The organism is Streptococcus infantis (assembly GCF_047463175.1).
GTDB lineage: Bacteria > Bacillota > Bacilli > Lactobacillales > Streptococcaceae > Streptococcus > Streptococcus infantis_AC.
On record NZ_JASHEJ010000001.1, the window covers coordinates 319,207 to 335,729 of the forward strand.

Consider the following 16,523-nt stretch of genomic DNA (forward strand, 5'->3'; position numbering starts at 1 on the left):
TACAATAGTTCTATGAAAATTTTAGTTACATCTGGTGGTACAAGCGAAGCCATTGATCGAGTTCGCTCCATTACCAACCACTCTACTGGTAGACTTGGCAAAGTTATAACTGAGACTTTACTAAAAGCTGGTCACCAAGTTTGTCTGATTACTACGCAACAAGCACTAAAACCAGAGCTAAACCAGAATTTAACCATTATTGAAATAAAAAACACTTCCGATTTACTCCAAGAGATGAAACGGATTGTCCCTGATTATCAAGTCTTGATCCATTCAATGGCTGTTTCTGACTACAGCCCTGTTTACATGACTGGTCTTGACCAAGTTCAAGCAAGCCAAGATTTAAATGAATTTTTACATAAGAAAAATATGGAATCAAAGATCTCCTCTAAGGATGAGGTGCAAGTCCTATTTCTCAAGAAAAATCCAAAGATCATCTCTCTTGTTAAAGAATGGAATCCAAGTATCCATCTCATTGGCTTTAAACTCCTTGTCGATGTTACTAAGGAGCATCTGATTCAAATCGCTAGAGAAAGTCTTGTAAAGAATCAAGCTGACTTGATTGTCGCTAATGACCTCACTCAGATTAATGCTGATCAACACCTGGCATATCTAGTAGAAGAAAAAGATTATCAGATTGCTGCTAGCAAACAAGAAATTGCTGACTTTTTAGTGAAAAAAATTCAGGGATTTGATCGTTAGAAAGGAAAATTATGGCTCGTATTACACTCGCTGTGACAGGCTCTATCGCCTCTTACAAGGCTGCTGATTTGGTAAGTGGCTTGAAGAAACAAGGGCATTCTGTTACTGTACTCATGACCCAGGCTGCGACTGCCTTTATTCAACCTTTAACCCTTCAAGTCTTATCTCAAAATACCGTACATCTCGATCTTATTCAGGAACCTTATCCTGATAAAGTCAATCATATCGAGCTAGGAAAAGAAACAGACTTGTTTATCCTTGCCCCTGCAACCGCTAATACGATTGCGAAAGTCTCGTACGGTTTTGCCGACAATATGGTGACTGCTACTGCTCTTGCCTTGCCACACTATGTTCCAAAACTAGTAGCACCTGCTATGAATACCAAAATGTATGACCATCCAGCAACTCAAACAAACTTAAAAACTTTAGAAACTTATGGTTATACAATTATTGCTCCAAAAGAGTCCCTACTGGCCTGTGGCGATGTAGGACGTGGTGCTCTTGCTGATCTTGATACTATTTTACAACAGATAAAGGATAAAATTCATGAACAAACGCTCTAATATTGCTCCAATCGCTATCTTTTTTGCCATTATGATTGTTATTCATTTACTAAGCTCGATTTTATTTAATGTACTTCCCTTTCCAATCAAACCAACCATCGTTCACATTCCAGTAATTATTGCAAGTATTATCTACGGACCAAGAATTGGCGCAACCTTAGGTTTTCTGATGGGAATGCTTAGCTTAACTGTTAATACTCTCACAATCCTGCCAACAAGCTATCTCTTCTCACCATTTGTACCAAATGGTAACTTCTATTCAGTTGTGATCGCAATTGTTCCTCGTATCTTAATCGGTTTGACACCTTATTTCGTCTATAAACTAATAAAGGGAAAAGCTGGACTCATCTTTGCAGGTGCACTTGGCTCACTCACGAATACAGTATTTGTCTTAGGTGGTATCTTCTTTCTCTTTGGTAATGTTTTTGATGGAAATATTCAAAAACTATTAGCGACTGTTATCTCAACAAATTCAATCGCAGAATTAATTATCTCAGCCCTCTTAACACTCGTCATTGTTCCGAGACTTGAAAAAATTAAACAATAAAAACTGTATCAAGAGATACAGTTTTTTTAATTATTACTGGGCTAAACGAGCCTCTTCTAAAATCTTTTCAATCTTTGTTGTCAGTAAATCAATTGCTACTGTATTTGTCACTCCTTCTGGAATAACGATATCTGCATAACGCTTTGTTGGCTCGATAAATTGATGATACATAGGTTTTACGACACCAAGGTACTGATCAATGACGCTATCCAAACTACGACCACGCTCTTCCATATCACGCTTAATACGACGGATGATACGAACATCATCATCAGTGTCCACAAAAATCTTTATATCCATCAAATCACGAAGACGTTTGTCTTCCAAAACCAAAATTCCTTCTACAATAAAGACGTCTTGAGGTTCTTGGCGATAGGTTTTCGAGCTTCTTGTATGAGCTGCATAATCATAGGTAGGAATATCAACAGGACGTCCTGCCAACAATTCTTTGATTTGCGCAATCATCAAGTCAGTATCAAAAGCAAAAGGATGGTCATAATTAGTTTTAATACGTTCTTCAAAGGTTAGATGAGATTGATCTTTATAGTAGGAATCATGCTCAATCATGGCAATTTTTTCGTTGGGAAAATGCGATAAAATTGCTTTAGAAACACTGGTTTTTCCTCCACCAGATCCCCCTGTTACTCCGATAATGATTGGTCTATTTTGCATAGTTGCCTCCGTATTTTTCCTTTGTCTATTTTACCATATTTTTAGAAAATTTTACAGGTGGACTTTTGAAATTATCGTACAAAAAACCTTGTAGTTTAGTTCTACAAGGTTTTAATGTTTTTAATCAAAGTTAACGTATTCTTTAGAAAGTTCAAGAACTTCTTCCATTGTTGAACATTCAGTAAGAGCACGGTTAGCGTATTCTTGCATCTTAGCTGTGTCAAGTTTCTTCATCAAGCTACGTGTACGAAGTACTGAAGTAGCTGACATCGAGAACTCATCCAAGCCCATTCCGACAAGAAGTGGAACAGCAGTTTGGTCACCAGCCATTTCACCACACATACCAGCCCATTTACCTTCAGCATGAGCTGCTTTGATTACGTTGTTAATCAAACGAAGGATCGATGGATTATATGGTTGGTAAAGGTATGAAACTTGTTCGTTCATACGGTCAGCAGCCATTGTATATTGGATCAAGTCGTTTGTACCAATTGAGAAGAAATCAACTTCTTTAGCAAATTGGTCTGCAAGCATAGCTGCTGCAGGAATTTCAATCATAATACCAACTTGGATGTCATCTGCAACTGCAACACCTTCAGCAACCAATTTTGCTTTTTCTTCTTCAAGAATAGCTTTAGCAGTACGGAACTCCTTCAACAAAGCAACCATTGGGAACATGATACGCAATTTACCGTGAACAGATGCACGAAGCAATGCACGCAATTGTGTACGGAACATTTGGTTACCAGTTTCAGAGATAGAGATACGCAAAGCACGGTAGCCCAAGAATGGGTTCATTTCTTTAGGAAGATCGAAGTAAGGAAGTTCTTTATCCCCACCGATATCCATTGTACGAACGACAACAGGTTTACCGTTCATACCTTCAAGAACCGCTTTGTAAGCTTCGTATTGGTCGTCTTCCGTTGGGAAATCTTGAGAATCCATGTACAAGAATTCTGTACGGTAGAGACCAACAGCTTCAGCACCATTTTCGTTCACACCTTCAACATCTTTAGGTGTACCGATATTAGCTGCCAACTCAAAGTGTTTACCATCTGCAGTAACAGTTTTAGCATCTTTCAAAAGAGCCCATTCAGCTTTTTGTTTAGCGTAAGCTTCACCAGCTGCTTTGAATTCTGCAATTTGTTCTTCAGTTGGGTTGATAACCACTTCACCTGAAATACCTGAAACAGCCAAAATGTCACCATCTTTTACAAGTTCAGTGATGTTGTTTGTACCCAATACAGCTGCAATTTCAAGTGTACGAGCCATGATAGCTGAGTGACTTGTACGTCCACCAATGTTTGTTACAAAAGCTTTTACAAAGTTTTTGTCCAATTGAGCAGTATCAGACGGAGTCAAGTCATGTGCAATCACAATCACTTCTTCATTGATTGAAGCTGGGTTTGGCAATTTCTTGCCAAGAAGATTTGCCAAAACACGTTTGGTAACGTCGCGAATATCTGCTGCACGTTCCTGCATGTATGGGTTGTCTTCCATGCCTTCAAAGATTGTGATAAACATGTCTGTAACTTCTTTCAGACCTGCTTCTGCATTTACTTTCTTAGCACGGATAGTTTCTTTGATTTGACCAATCAATTCAGGGTCAGCAAGAACCATCAAGTGAGCGTCAAATACTTGCGCCGCTTCTTCACCAAGCGTACCTACAGCCTTCTCGCGGATAAGAGAAAGCTCGTTTTGAGAAGCTTCAAGAGCAACATCCAAACGAGCCTCTTCTGCATTTGTATCTTCGACTGTAATAGTCTCGAATGATAAATCCGGTTGAACGAGTAGATATGCTTTAGCAACTGCAACACCATCAGATGCTGCGATTCCTTTAAGCATTTCTGTCATATCCTTTATGCCAATCCTTCTTTTTCCATTGTTTCTGAGATAGCAGCGATAGCGTCATCAGCGTCTGCACCTTCAGCAGTGATTGTAACATCAGCACCTTGACCAACACCAAGGCTCATAACACCCATGATAGATTTAAGGTTAACTGATTTACCTTTGTACTCAAGAGTAATATCTGAAGCAAATTTGCTAGCAGTTTGTACCAACAATGTTGCTGGACGTGCGTGAATACCTGTTTCTGCCACTACGTGGAAATCTTTAGAAGCCATAATTTGACTCTCCTTTAAATGTTTTCTTTTTGAGTTATATCTGATAACCCTTACAATTTGGTATTATATCACCTTCTAGGATTTTTTTCAAGCATTTTATGGGTTTTCTTCTTTTTCCTTTCAGATAACTTGCTGAAAATCTTCTATTTTATGTATCAAAATACATCATATAGTTTTTTATGATTTTAACATTTAGAAAACGCTGTTATTTATGGGTTTTATTTTTTTACAATCACTATATATTGTGTTTAGATAACTCTCATCTAAAAAAAATCTACAATATTTAGTTTTTCTTCGTTGACAAAGATTTTTTTTCTGATATACTTAAGAAGTAATTAAATTTTGAAAGAGGAGTTACAGAATGGTAACAGTTTATTCTAAAAACAATTGTGTTCAATGTAAAATGACCAAACGATTCTTAGATAGTAACAACATCGTATATCGCGAAATTAATCTTGATGAACAACCTGAATTTATTGAACAAGTTAAAGAGCTAGGCTTCAGTGCTGCTCCTATCATTCAAACACCAACTGAAGTTTTCTCTGGTTTCCAACCAGCAAAACTTAAAGAACTTGCTTAAGTATCAGGATTAAAAGCTTCTATGTCAATCTTAGAAGCCTTTCTTTTGTAATGAATTAAAGGAAATTTTATGGGATTAAAACAACTTGAGGATGTAACTTACTTCCGTCTAAATAATGAAATCAACCGTCCTGTTAATGGACAAATCATGCTCCACAAAGATAAAGAAGCCTTGGACGCTTTCTTTAAAGAAAATGTTGTACCAAATTCTATGGTTTTTGATTCTATCACTGATAAAATCGATTACCTTATTAAACAAGACTATATCGAAACAGCGTTTATCAAGAAATATCGTCCAGAATTCTTAGAAGAGCTTTACCAATTTATTAAGGATCAAAACTTCCAATTCAAGTCTTTCATGGCAGCATACAAGTTTTACAATCAATATGCCTTGAAAACTAATGACGGAGAGTACTATCTTGAGAGCATGGAAGACCGTGTCTTCTTTAACGCTCTTTACTTTGCTGATGGTGACGAAACTATCGCAATTGATATTGCCAATGAAATCATCCACCAGCGTTACCAGCCAGCTACACCTTCTTTCTTGAATGCGGGCCGTGCACGTCGTGGTGAACTGGTATCCTGTTTCTTGATTCAGGTAACAGATGATATGAACTCTATTGGACGTTCTATCAACTCAGCTCTTCAACTTTCACGTATCGGTGGTGGTGTCGGAATTTCCCTCAGCAACCTTCGTGAAGCTGGAACACCTATCAAAGGGTATGAAGGTGCTGCTTCTGGTGTCGTACCAGTTATGAAGCTTTTCGAAGACAGCTTCTCTTACTCTAACCAATTGGGTCAACGTCAAGGGGCTGGGGTTGTTTACCTTAACGTCTTCCACCCAGACATTATTGCTTTCCTTTCTACTAAGAAAGAAAATGCTGATGAAAAAGTTCGTGTCAAGACTCTTTCACTTGGTGTTGTGGTACCAGATAAATTCTATGAATTAGCACGTAAGAATGAGGAAATGTACCTCTTCAGTCCTTATTCTGTTGAAAAAGAGTATGGTGTACCTTTTAACTACATCGATATCACAGAAAAATACGATGAATTGGTGGCAAATCCAAACATCCGTAAGACAAAAATTAAGGCCCGTGATTTGGAAACAGAAATTTCTAAATTGCAACAAGAATCTGGCTATCCTTATGTAGTCAATATCGATACTGCTAACCGTGCAAATCCTGTCGATGGTAAGATTATTATGAGTAACTTGTGTTCAGAAATTCTTCAAGTCCAAGAGCCAAGTCTTATCAACGATGCGCAAGAATTCCTTCAAATGGGTACTGACGTTTCATGTAACCTTGGTTCAACCAACGTTGTAAATATGATGACATCACCTGACTTTGGACGTTCTATTCGTGCAATGGTTCGTGCTTTGACATTTGTAACAGATAGCTCTCACATCGTTGCTGTTCCAACTATCGACCACGGAAATAGCCAAGCTCATACATTTGGACTTGGTGCTATGGGGCTTCACAGCTATCTTGCTCAGCAATTAATCGAATATGGATCTCCTGAGTCTGTTGAATTTACAAGCATCTACTTTATGCTTTTGAATTACTGGACTTTGGTAGAATCAAACAATATTGCACGTGAACGTGGTATTACCTTCCACAACTTTGAGAAATCAGACTATGCAAATGGTTCTTATTTCGATAAGTATACGTCTGGTCAATTTGTTCCAAAATCTGATCGTGTTAAAGAACTCTTTGAAGGAATCTTTATCCCGTCTGTAGCTGATTGGGCTGAACTTCGTGATAAAGTTAAATCAGATGGACTTTACCACCAAAACCGTCTTGCTGTAGCGCCGAATGGTTCTATCAGCTACATCAATGACGTGTCTGCTTCTATCCACCCAATTACTCAACGTATTGAAGAACGTCAAGAGAAGAAAATTGGTAAGATTTACTATCCTGCTGCAGGATTATCAACTGAAACTATTCCTTACTACACTTCTGCCTATGACATGGATATGCGTAAAGTTATCGATGTCTATGCTGCTGCAACTGAGCACGTAGACCAAGGGCTCTCACTTACTCTCTTCATGCGTAGTGATATCCCAACAGGTCTTTATGAATGGAAGAAAGAGAACAAACAAACAACACGTGACCTATCTATCCTTCGTAACTACGCCTTTAACAAGGGCATTAAGTCTATCTACTACGTTCGTACCTACACAGATGACGGCGGTGAAGTTGGTGCTAACCAATGTGAAAGCTGTGTGATTTAAAATCTCACTAAAATCTTGTTTACAAAGATAAGGTAACATCAAAAAGTCGGAGTACCGACTTTTTGTGCGGTAACCCAATCACACAAGGCTAGAACATTCATCACTATTTTAATAAAATCAAAAGAAAGAGATTTGTAATGGAAACTTACTACAAAGCCATTAACTGGAATGCCATCGAAGATGTCATCGATAAATCAACATGGGAAAAACTAACCGAACAATTTTGGTTGGATACACGTATTCCCTTATCTAATGACTTAGATGACTGGAGAAAGTTATCAAATCGAGAAAAAGACTTGGTAGGAAAAGTATTTGGCGGTTTAACACTTTTGGATACCATGCAGTCTGAAACAGGGGTTCAAGCGTTACGTGCAGATATCCGTACTCCTCACGAAGAAGCTGTTTTTAACAACATCCAATTTATGGAATCTGTCCACGCTAAATCTTATTCTTCTATTTTCTCAACCTTGAATACCAAGACTGAGATTGAAGAAATCTTTGAATGGACTGATACAAACCCATATCTTCAGAAAAAGGCACAAATCATCAATGAGATTTACCTTAACGGAACCCCACTTGAAAAGAAAGTGGCTAGTGTATTCCTTGAAACCTTCCTCTTCTACTCTGGTTTCTTCACTCCACTCTACTATCTAGGAAATAACAAGTTGGCAAACGTTGCTGAAATCATCAAACTCATTATTCGTGACGAGTCAGTTCACGGAACATATATTGGTTATAAATTCCAACTTGGTTTCAACGAATTACCAGAAGAAGAGCAAGAAAAGTTAAAAGACTGGATGTACGACCTCCTCTACACTCTTTATGAAAATGAGGAAGGTTATACAGAAAGCCTTTATGATGGTGTTGGTTGGACTGAAGAAGTGAAAACATTCCTTCGCTACAATGCCAATAAAGCTCTTATGAATCTAGGACAAGATCCTCTCTTCCCTGACTCAGCTGACGATGTAAACCCTATTGTTATGAATGGAATTTCAACTGGTACATCCAACCACGACTTCTTCTCTCAAGTTGGTAATGGTTATCTACTTGGTGAAGTTGAAGCTATGCAGGACGATGATTATAACTACGGATTAGACTAATTAGACTAATTAAAAAATATAAAAACATCTGAGTTAAAAACAAACACAGATGTTTTTTGTTTTTGTTTATTTTTGTTTTATTTAAGTTGCTTAGATGTTTAAAATGTGATAAAATGATATTGGATATGGGGGTGATTCAATGCTAAAACAAGAAAAACTAGATGTGATTTTAGAGATTGTCAATACAAGAGGAACCATCACAGTCAAAGAAATAATGAATCGTTTAGATATTTCTGATATGACTGCTCGACGTTATCTGCAAGAGTTAGCTGACAAGGATCTACTTGTCCGTGTTCATGGTGGTGCTGAAAAGCTTCGTACTGGTTCTCTTCTATCTAATGAGAGATCTAACGTTGAAAAACAAGGTCTTCAAATTGCTGAAAAACAAGAAATTGCTAAATTTGCTGGCCATCTAGTTGAAGAAAGAGAAACCATATTTATTGGCCCTGGTACTACTCTCGAGTACTTCGCGCGTGAACTACCAATCGATAATATCCGTGTTGTTACCAATAGTTTACCTGTTTTTCTGATTCTAAATGAACGTAAACTTACTGATTTGATATTAATCGGTGGTAATTATCGTGAAATTACTGGAGCTTTTGTAGGAACCTTAACACTCCAGGATATTGCTAGCCTTCAATTCTCTAAAGCTTTTGTTAGTTGTAATGGAATTAAAGATCAAGATATTGCTACTTTTAGCGAATATGAAGGTGAAGTTCAAAAACTAGCACTAAAAAATGCGAATAAAAAAATTCTCTTAGCCGACCACAGTAAATTTGATAAGTTTGATTTTTACACTTTCTATAACATTGCTGATATTGATACGATTATTTCAGATTCAAAACTTAGCAAAGAAACCCAAAAAGCTTTGTCCAAGCAAACTAAAATTATTAAGTCTACATCTTAAAAAGTCTCACCAATGGTGAGACTTTTTTTATTATATTTTTTACTCGGATTTACACACGTTCAGTCCATGAAGTTGCTGTTGTTTTAAGAACTTTATTGAGTTCATCAATGTTCTCAAAACCATTTGTACGAAGCCATTCTCGAGCTGCTGCTTCACCGTCTTTGATATAAGCTTCAACTGATCCGGCCCATGTTGCACGTCCACAAAGAACTCCATTGAAGTTTGCACCTGATTCGTGCGCAAATACAAGGGTTTCTTGGAAGAGCTTAGCTGATACACCTGCACTCAAGTAGATGTATGGCAAGTTAGTAGCTTCGTCTTGAGCTTTAAAGAAGTCTGCTGCTTCTTCACGTGTATGAACGATTTCGCCATCACCAAATCCTTCAACGTATTTCACGTTAACTGGAACTTCCACTTTCAAGACATCGATGTTAAAGCGTGGGTCTGAGAAGACCTTCATAGCACCGATAACCTTGCGTGGTTTTACTTTAGCGTATTCGGCAGAACCTGCGTCCGCAATCTTTTCATCGTAAGCCAAGATTTCAAGGAAGAATGGAATGTCTTCAGCTACACACTCAGAACCAATACGTTCAATGTAGGCTTGTTTTTGTTGGTTGAGTTCGTCAGAGCTATCTACGTCATAGTAAAGCAAGAACTTAACGGCATCTGCACCTTGTTCCTTGATACGTTTTGCAGACCAAACATCCAAGCAGTCTGGCAAGCGTTTTGTACTTGTTGTATCGTATCCTGTTTTCTCATAAGCAAGGAGAAGACCAGCATTTGGATCAAGAGATTTTGTAGCTGGAAGTCCATACTCAGGGTCAAGTAGCATAGATGAAGCATATTTAGTCAATTCATCTGCCACTAATACTTTTAGTTCTTCCATTTGAGCAACTGTTGGCTCTTCTGTTTGGTATTGAGCCATGAGGCGTTTCAAAGCACCACGTTGGTCAAAAGCAAGAGCTGAGATGATACCATTCTCATCAGAGAGTTTTTGCATACAAGCACGTTTATTTTCTGTTAAAACCATTTTATACCTCTTTTACAATTAATTGGTCATATAGACCTTGATAGTTAGCCATATTGACATGGCCGATCATTTTTTCTTGATCATTAAGCATACCAAGGACATTTGCCTTGATCAACAGTTCTTGATCCGTTTCTCTATGGAAAAGACCTGAAGCAATACCTGCCACTGTTGAATCTCCAGAACCGACTGGATTTACTACTTGAATTCTTGGAATATCTACTTTACCTTTAATCAAGTCTTCATTGATATCTTTTACCATAACTGCGTCACACTGTACATCGTATCCACGACTTGAGAGTTCTTCTTCTAAAGCGCGCTTTTAATTTGGCGACTTAAGTTAACACCTGCACCACATGCAGCAAGAGTTTTAATCATTTGGATTTCCTCCGTTTTATATTTACTTTTTATTTATGAATTTAAGCGGTTGCTTCTGAGATATACTGGAACAAAGCTTCTGGTTCTGTAATCTTAGAAAGTGCTTCTAGATGACCATTACCTGTAAAGAAGTCCATCAATTGAGCAAGAATATTTGTTTGACTTGAACTGGAGTTATTGATGATAAAGAAGAGCAACGATACTTCTACTTCTTTGTCAGGAGCAATCATATTGTGGAACGTTACTGGTTTTGCTAAGCGAACAACAACAACAACATTTTCAGTTAAATTATGAATCGTATCTGTGTGAGGTATTGCTACATTTGATAAGTCCTTCCCAAGAAATTCCATATCCAAACCAGTTGGGAACATTTTTTCACGTTCAATCAATGCCGATCGATAGGTATCCGTAACAACTTTCTTTTCTTCCAATAGGGTTGCAACTTGATCAAATAGTTGCTCTTGATTATCTGCTTCTAAACAAAAAACTAAGTCTTTGCTGAAGAAATGATCTAGTCCCATGACCTTCTCCCTTCATATTTAACTTTTATGATACAAGTATAACACTATATGAAACCGTTGTCAATATTTTTTTGTTGTATTTTGTTTGATTTTTATTTTTTTTGTTTGATTTTAAACAGCAAATAATTTTAAATAGTTTTGAAAAAAGATAGAAAAAAACAGGACATACATCCTGTTTTTTTTATATTAATTTTTTTTCGTAGTCCAACTTTGTTCAATCAACGGAAGCATATCCTTTAAAACTTCAGGTGTCCCTTCTAGAGAAACGTAACTAAACTTACCATCATCTGATTTAAAGATCCAGATCACTAGATATTTACCATTTTTAGCAATACAGTTTACGACATATGCGTCATAACCACCAATTTTTGACTTAGATCCCCAAACTTTAGAGAAATCCTTGCTTTGTTGTTTAGTTTGATAAACACTAGTAGAGACTTGAACAGCATCAAGAGCAGCATATTCACTTTCACTAACACCAAGGTGCTCTGGTTTAAAAGTATTTAGGGTTACGATATTGATGTCCGTTCCATCACAGTACTGAATATCATCACCACCCCCAACTTCTCTAAAATGAATCCATGATTTTGGGACTTTTACGTAGCCATAAGCATCTGACCCAATTACCTGTGTATCTTTAATTGTTGATTCGGCTACAGTTGTTGTTTCTTGAGCTGTGGTAGTTTCCTGGACTGTTGTTGTATCTGAGGCTACTTCTTTTTTAGATTTTGAAGTATTACAAGCAGCGAGGCAAAGGCAACACACTAAAAGTGTAGATAAGCTGATGATTTTTTTCATGACCCTTCTCCTTTCACTTCTATTCTAATGAAAGAAAAGATAAGTGTCAAAAGATAACTGTATTAGGAATCAATTATTCTTCATCCATACTCAAGACACTTAGGAAGGCTTCTTGAGGAACTTCTACTGATCCAATAGCTTTCATACGCTTTTTACCAGCCTTTTGTTTTTCAAGAAGTTTACGTTTACGCGAAACATCTCCTCCATAACACTTGGCAAGAACGTTTTTACGAAGAGCTTTGATATCTGTACGAGCTACAATCTTGTGTCCAATAGCTGCTTGGATTGGAACTTCAAACTGTTGACGTGGAATGATTTTCTTGAGTTTATCAACGATGAGTTTCCCACGTTCATAAGCAAAGTCCTTGTGAACGATAAAGCTGAGAGCATCCACCTTGTCCCCATTGAGAAGGATATCCATTTTAACCAGTTTAGATGGGCGATACTCTGACAGTTCATAGTCAAAGCTTGCATAGCCACGTGTTGAAGATTTGAGCTTATCAAAGAAATCAAAGACAATCTCAGCTAGTGGAATTTGATAGATAACATTGACACGATTATCATCGATATAGTCCATCGTGACAAAGTCACCACGTTTGCGCTGAGCTAGTTCCATAACAGCTCCTACAAATTCCTGTGGTACCATGATTTGTGCTTTAACATAAGGTTCTTCAATAGTTGCAATTTTAGTAGGATCAGGAAACTCGGATGGATTCGATACATCCATAGACTCACCATCAGTCTGATTGACCTTGTAAATAACGGATGGTGCAGTCATGATCAAGTCAATGTTGAACTCACGTTCCAAACGTTCTTGAATAACATCCATATGAAGGAGACCCAAGAATCCACAACGGAAACCAAAACCAAGAGCTTGCGATGTTTCGGGTTCAAACTGAAGACTAGCATCGTTCAACTGCAATTTTTCAAGGGCTTCACGAAGGTCATTGTATTTATTTGACTCGATTGGATAAAGACCTGCGAAAACCATCGGATTCATCTGCTTATATCCAGATAGGGGTTCTGAAGCAGGGTTTGCCGCCAAGGTAACTGTATCACCGACACGAGTGTCTTGAACAGTCTTGATAGATGCTGCAATATAACCAACGTCACCTGTCGCAAGGAAGTCACGTCCTACTGCTTTGGGTGTGAATATTCCGACCTCAGTAACATCAAAGGCTTTACCGTTGCTCATGAGCTGAATCTTATCACCTGGCTTAACAACTCCATCCATGACACGTACTTGGAGGATAACGCCACGATAAGTATCGTAAACTGAGTCAAAAATCAAAGCCTTCAGTGGTGCTGATACATCACCAGTTGGTGCTGGAACTTTTTCTACAATTTGCTCTAAAATATCTTCAATTCCAATCCCAGCTTTTGCTGAAGCTAATACAGCCTCACTAGCATCCAGTCCGATGACATCTTCAATTTCTGTACGCACGCGCTCTGGATCTGCAGCAGGTAAGTCAATCTTGTTAATAACTGGAAGGATCTCCAAATCATTATCTAAGGCAAGGTAAACGTTAGCTAATGTTTGAGCCTCAATCCCTTGGGCGGCATCAACAACCAAAATTGCGCCCTCGCAGGCAGCTAGAGAACGTGATACCTCATAAGTGAAGTCCACGTGTCCTGGTGTGTCAATCAGGTGGAAAATATAGGTCTCGCCGTCTTTGGCAGTATAATTAAGCTCGATGGCATTGAGTTTGATAGTAATCCCACGTTCTCTCTCTAGGTCCATACTATCAAGAAGCTGAGCTTGCATTTCACGACTAGAAACCGTCTCTGTAGCCTCCAAAATACGGTCCGCCAATGTTGACTTCCCATGGTCAATGTGAGCGATAATGGAAAAGTTTCGGATCTTCTCCTGACGTTTTTTCAATTCTTCTAAATTCAAGATTCTCTTCCTTTCAGGGTATCTATTAATTATAAATTGTTTTTATGTTTTTGACAAGACCATAATACCCTGTAGAGAGTATTAATCTTCAGCAACAAAGCCGTCATTTTCGATGAAATAGTGGTCTGTCATACCTTGGTCAGTAAAGACAATTCCATGAAGGACACCACCATAGACAGCTCCTCCATCCATTCCAATCTTTCCATCTTCTGTCATCCAAAGCTCTGGAGCACCTGGTTTTTGATCCAAAAGTCCGTAGACTGGTGTATGCCCAAAGACAATCGTTTTTCCTGTGTAATTAGGTGCCTCGTGGAATGGTTTTCTGAGCCAGACTTTCTTGTAATCTGTAGTTTCATGCCAATCATCCAAAGTTAAATCAATTCCCGCATGAACAAAGATATACTTGTCCGTTTCAATCACGAATGGCATTTGTCGGATAAAAGCAACCAAGTCTGCTGCTTCAGTTTCTACACGCTTAGCGTCTGCTACTCCATCTACTTGTACATCCAGTGGACGCCCCAGAATAGAATTAATAGTTGTATCCCCACCATTACGACGATAGTGGTCATAGCTTTCTTCAGGGTTATCCAACCAAGTTAAAAACATGTACTCGTGATTTCCTGAAATGCAAATCGCTCCTTGATTTTCTACCAAGTCCTTGACCATTTCAAGAACACGTCGACTATCTTCTCCTCTATCAATCAAATCTCCAAGAAAGAGTAATTGAGTCTTACCATCCCATGTTTTAAGAAGATCTTCGAGCATTCCTGCTTTCCCATGGACATCTCCAATAACATAATAGTCTGTCATTTATTTCTCCTTACTTTGTAACAATTCTCTCGCTTGACTAAGTGCTGCTTCAGTCACATTCTCACCAGCCAACATTTTAGCAACTTCTTCCACCCTTTCTTCAACTGTCAACAAGCGAACTGTTGAAACAGTTGAATGGTCATTACTAATCTTTTCAATAAAGAACTGATAATCTGCAATCGCAATGACTTGAGGAAGATGAGATATAGCTAATACTTGTCCATTCTGACCAATTTTATGAATCTTTTGAGCGATAGCTTGAGCCACACGACCTGATACTCCTGTGTCCACTTCATCGAATACAATACTAGTCTTACCTTCCTTACGAGAAAAAGCAGACTTGATCGCCAACATGAGGCGAGACAATTCTCCTCCAGAAGCTACTTTAACCAATGGTTTAAAAGCTTCTCCAGGGTTGGTGGAGATGTAAAATTCAACACTTTCATTTCCTTCACGAGTAAACTTACCTTTAGCAAATTGAACCTGAAACCGAGCTTTCTCCATATAGAGGTCTTTGAGTTCTTGCTGAATCTCATTTTCTAATTGTTGAGCTAAGTTATGTCGAGCAGATGTAAGCTTAGTTGCTAAGTCAACTAGACTTACTTCCAATTTTTTGAGTTCTACTTCCATATCATCTGAAGATAAATGATTTCCAGTCAGAAGGTTGTATTCTTCTGTGATTTTAGCAAAGTACATCAATACATCGTCAACATTCCCACCATACTTACGTGTGATGGCGTGAATGAGATCCAAACGGCTTTCAATCTGCATTAGACGATTACCGTCAAAATCAAGATCTTCAATAATATCCTCTAAACGTTTGGTAACATCTTCTAGAACATAATAAGATTCAGATAAGGAAGTAGAAATTTCACGATATTCTACATCATACTCTTCTATACTTTCCATATCATTCATAGCTGAACGCACGTTAGCTAGACTTGAAAATTCTTCATTATCTAACATTGTATAAGCATTAGTCAACGTATCAGCAATATTTTTATGATTTAGAAGTTTATCTCGTTCTTGGTTTAGTTTGAGGTCTTCACCTGGCTGTAAGGATGCAGATTCAATTTCAGCCATCTGAAATTCCAACATTTCAATACGAGCCTTGTGCTCTTCTTGATTTTTCTTAATCTCAAGAAGTTGCTTGCGCATTTTACGATAAGCATCAAAGTTTGTCTGATAGGCTTGCTTCAGTTCCAGAAAATCTGTATCACCAAACCCATCAAGCATATGAATATGCAATTGTGGACGCATTAACTCTTCTTGGTCATGTTGGCCATGGATATCAACAAGATACTGTCCAATTGAGCGAAGAACAGATAGATTAACCATCTGTCCATTGACACGACTAACACTACGCCCGTTTTGTAAAATTTCACGACGGATGATGATTTCATCACCTAACTCTATTCCTTGCTCATCAAAAATCATTTGCAAAGCATGACTGTTTTCAACCGAGAAAAGACCTTCGATTTCAGCCTTAGGAGCACCATGACGAATGACGTCCGTTGTAGCTCTGGCGCCCAGCATCATATTCATAGCATCGATGATGATAGACTTCCCAGCACCGGTTTCTCCAGTCAGAACTGTCATCCCCTTCTCAAAATTAAGTGAAATAGCCTCAATGATGGCAAAGTTTTTAATTGAAATTTCAAGTAACATA

16 protein-coding genes and 2 pseudogenes are annotated in these 16,523 nt (G+C 38.1%); 7 read left to right on the plus strand and 11 right to left on the minus strand.

Annotation, left to right across the window (positions count from 1 at the left end; genetic code table 11):
- Positions 1-12: 12 nt before the first annotated feature.
- Genes QM859_RS01625 through QM859_RS01635 form a run of 3 tightly spaced genes read left to right on the plus strand, consistent with a single transcriptional unit; the run spans position 13 to position 1,812 of the window.
- Positions 13-702, plus strand: coding sequence for a phosphopantothenate--cysteine ligase (locus QM859_RS01625; protein WP_414261892.1), 690 nt, complete (start codon positions 13-15; stop codon positions 700-702).
- Positions 703-713: 11 nt separating this feature from the next.
- Complete coding sequence (coaC, locus tag QM859_RS01630; RefSeq protein WP_414261894.1) at positions 714-1,265, plus strand: phosphopantothenoylcysteine decarboxylase; 552 nt, start codon at positions 714-716, stop codon at positions 1,263-1,265.
- Entirely contained in the window at positions 1,249-1,812 is a 564-nt protein-coding gene (locus QM859_RS01635; RefSeq protein ID WP_414261895.1) for an ECF transporter S component, read from the plus strand. Before coaC ends, QM859_RS01635 begins: the two co-directional genes overlap by 17 nt.
- Positions 1,813-1,845: 33 nt before the next feature.
- On the opposite strand, the gene udk is transcribed toward QM859_RS01635, so the two are convergent.
- From udk to QM859_RS01650, 3 genes are all read right to left on the minus strand, one after another.
- Positions 1,846-2,484, minus strand: coding sequence for a uridine kinase (gene udk, locus QM859_RS01640; protein ID WP_004253618.1), 639 nt, complete (start codon positions 2,482-2,484; stop codon positions 1,846-1,848).
- Between the two features lie 120 nt (positions 2,485-2,604).
- Complete coding sequence (gene ptsP, locus QM859_RS01645; protein ID WP_036757512.1) at positions 2,605-4,338, minus strand: phosphoenolpyruvate--protein phosphotransferase; 1,734 nt, start codon at positions 4,336-4,338, stop codon at positions 2,605-2,607.
- A 5-nt stretch (positions 4,339-4,343) separates the two neighbouring features.
- Positions 4,344-4,607: a phosphocarrier protein HPr gene (locus QM859_RS01650; protein WP_000146952.1), complete on the minus strand. Its 264-nt coding sequence runs from the start codon at positions 4,605-4,607 to the stop codon at positions 4,344-4,346.
- A 361-nt stretch (positions 4,608-4,968) separates the two neighbouring features.
- Here QM859_RS01650 and nrdH point away from each other — a divergent pair, with 361 nt between their 5' ends.
- The 4 genes from nrdH to QM859_RS01670 all read left to right on the plus strand — a co-directional run bounded on the left by nrdH (position 4,969) and on the right by QM859_RS01670 (position 9,423).
- Complete coding sequence (gene nrdH / locus QM859_RS01655) at positions 4,969-5,187, plus strand: glutaredoxin-like protein NrdH (protein WP_414261897.1); 219 nt, start codon at positions 4,969-4,971, stop codon at positions 5,185-5,187.
- Between the two features lie 69 nt (positions 5,188-5,256).
- A complete protein-coding gene (gene nrdE, locus QM859_RS01660) occupies positions 5,257-7,416 on the plus strand; it encodes a class 1b ribonucleoside-diphosphate reductase subunit alpha (protein ID WP_414261898.1) in 2,160 nt (719 codons plus the stop codon).
- 137 nt (positions 7,417-7,553) lie between these two features.
- Positions 7,554-8,516, plus strand: a complete 963-nt coding sequence (gene nrdF / locus QM859_RS01665; protein WP_414261899.1) for a class 1b ribonucleoside-diphosphate reductase subunit beta — start codon at positions 7,554-7,556, stop codon at positions 8,514-8,516.
- Between the two features lie 139 nt (positions 8,517-8,655).
- Entirely contained in the window at positions 8,656-9,423 is a 768-nt protein-coding gene (locus tag QM859_RS01670) for a DeoR/GlpR family DNA-binding transcription regulator (protein WP_414261900.1), read from the plus strand.
- Between the two features lie 49 nt (positions 9,424-9,472).
- Here the strand turns inward: QM859_RS01670 and lacD are convergent, their stop codons facing one another.
- The 8 genes and pseudogenes from lacD to recN form a co-directional block, all read right to left on the minus strand.
- Positions 9,473-10,453 (minus strand): tagatose-bisphosphate aldolase, encoded by a 981-nt coding sequence (gene lacD, locus QM859_RS01675; RefSeq protein ID WP_414261901.1) that lies wholly within the window; start codon positions 10,451-10,453, stop codon positions 9,473-9,475.
- 1 nt (position 10,454) lies between these two features.
- Positions 10,455-10,676: pseudogene (locus QM859_RS01680) on the minus strand (PfkB family carbohydrate kinase); the annotation flags it as partial.
- A pseudogene (locus QM859_RS01685) lies at positions 10,677-10,828 on the minus strand (PTS sugar transporter subunit IIB); the annotation flags it as partial. It abuts the pseudogene before it with no gap.
- Positions 10,829-10,869: 41 nt separating this feature from the next.
- The gene (locus QM859_RS01690; protein ID WP_414261902.1) at positions 10,870-11,349 is read right to left on the minus strand and encodes a PTS sugar transporter subunit IIA; all 480 of its coding nucleotides are present in this window, start codon (positions 11,347-11,349) and stop codon (positions 10,870-10,872) included.
- A 186-nt stretch (positions 11,350-11,535) separates the two neighbouring features.
- Positions 11,536-12,147 (minus strand): hypothetical protein, encoded by a 612-nt coding sequence (locus QM859_RS01695; RefSeq protein ID WP_414261903.1) that lies wholly within the window; start codon positions 12,145-12,147, stop codon positions 11,536-11,538.
- 73 nt (positions 12,148-12,220) lie between these two features.
- On the minus strand, positions 12,221-14,044 hold the full coding sequence (gene lepA / locus QM859_RS01700; protein ID WP_414261905.1) for a translation elongation factor 4: 1,824 nt from the start codon (positions 14,042-14,044) through the stop codon (positions 12,221-12,223).
- Between the two features lie 81 nt (positions 14,045-14,125).
- On the minus strand, positions 14,126-14,854 hold the full coding sequence (locus QM859_RS01705; RefSeq protein ID WP_414261907.1) for a metallophosphoesterase family protein: 729 nt from the start codon (positions 14,852-14,854) through the stop codon (positions 14,126-14,128).
- Positions 14,855-16,522 carry a DNA repair protein RecN gene (gene recN / locus QM859_RS01710; RefSeq protein ID WP_414261909.1) on the minus strand — a complete coding sequence of 556 codons (1,668 nt, stop codon included), beginning with the start codon at positions 16,520-16,522 and terminating at the stop codon, positions 14,855-14,857.
- Between the last annotated feature and the right edge of the window lies 1 nt (position 16,523).

What these genes read in the sequence shown, in the direction of transcription:
- QM859_RS01625 (WP_414261892.1), top strand. Translation starts at nt 13, where the DNA reads ATGAAAATTTTAGTTACATCTGGTGGTACAAGCGAAGCCATTGATCGA.
- coaC (WP_414261894.1), top strand. Translation starts at nt 714, where the DNA reads ATGGCTCGTATTACACTCGCTGTGACAGGCTCTATCGCCTCTTACAAG.
- QM859_RS01635 (WP_414261895.1), top strand. Translation starts at nt 1,249, where the DNA reads ATGAACAAACGCTCTAATATTGCTCCAATCGCTATCTTTTTTGCCATT.
- udk (WP_004253618.1), bottom strand. Translation starts at nt 2,484, where the DNA reads ATGCAAAATAGACCAATCATTATCGGAGTAACAGGGGGATCTGGTGGA.
- ptsP (WP_036757512.1), bottom strand. Translation starts at nt 4,338, where the DNA reads ATGACAGAAATGCTTAAAGGAATCGCAGCATCTGATGGTGTTGCAGTT.
- QM859_RS01650 (WP_000146952.1), bottom strand. Translation starts at nt 4,607, where the DNA reads ATGGCTTCTAAAGATTTCCACGTAGTGGCAGAAACAGGTATTCACGCA.
- nrdH (WP_414261897.1), top strand. Translation starts at nt 4,969, where the DNA reads ATGGTAACAGTTTATTCTAAAAACAATTGTGTTCAATGTAAAATGACC.
- nrdE (WP_414261898.1), top strand. Translation starts at nt 5,257, where the DNA reads ATGGGATTAAAACAACTTGAGGATGTAACTTACTTCCGTCTAAATAAT.
- nrdF (WP_414261899.1), top strand. Translation starts at nt 7,554, where the DNA reads ATGGAAACTTACTACAAAGCCATTAACTGGAATGCCATCGAAGATGTC.
- QM859_RS01670 (WP_414261900.1), top strand. Translation starts at nt 8,656, where the DNA reads ATGCTAAAACAAGAAAAACTAGATGTGATTTTAGAGATTGTCAATACA.
- lacD (WP_414261901.1), bottom strand. Translation starts at nt 10,453, where the DNA reads ATGGTTTTAACAGAAAATAAACGTGCTTGTATGCAAAAACTCTCTGAT.
- QM859_RS01690 (WP_414261902.1), bottom strand. Translation starts at nt 11,349, where the DNA reads ATGGGACTAGATCATTTCTTCAGCAAAGACTTAGTTTTTTGTTTAGAA.
- QM859_RS01695 (WP_414261903.1), bottom strand. Translation starts at nt 12,147, where the DNA reads ATGAAAAAAATCATCAGCTTATCTACACTTTTAGTGTGTTGCCTTTGC.
- QM859_RS01705 (WP_414261907.1), bottom strand. Translation starts at nt 14,854, where the DNA reads ATGACAGACTATTATGTTATTGGAGATGTCCATGGGAAAGCAGGAATG.
- recN (WP_414261909.1), bottom strand. Translation starts at nt 16,522, where the DNA reads ATGTTACTTGAAATTTCAATTAAAAACTTTGCCATCATTGAGGCTATT.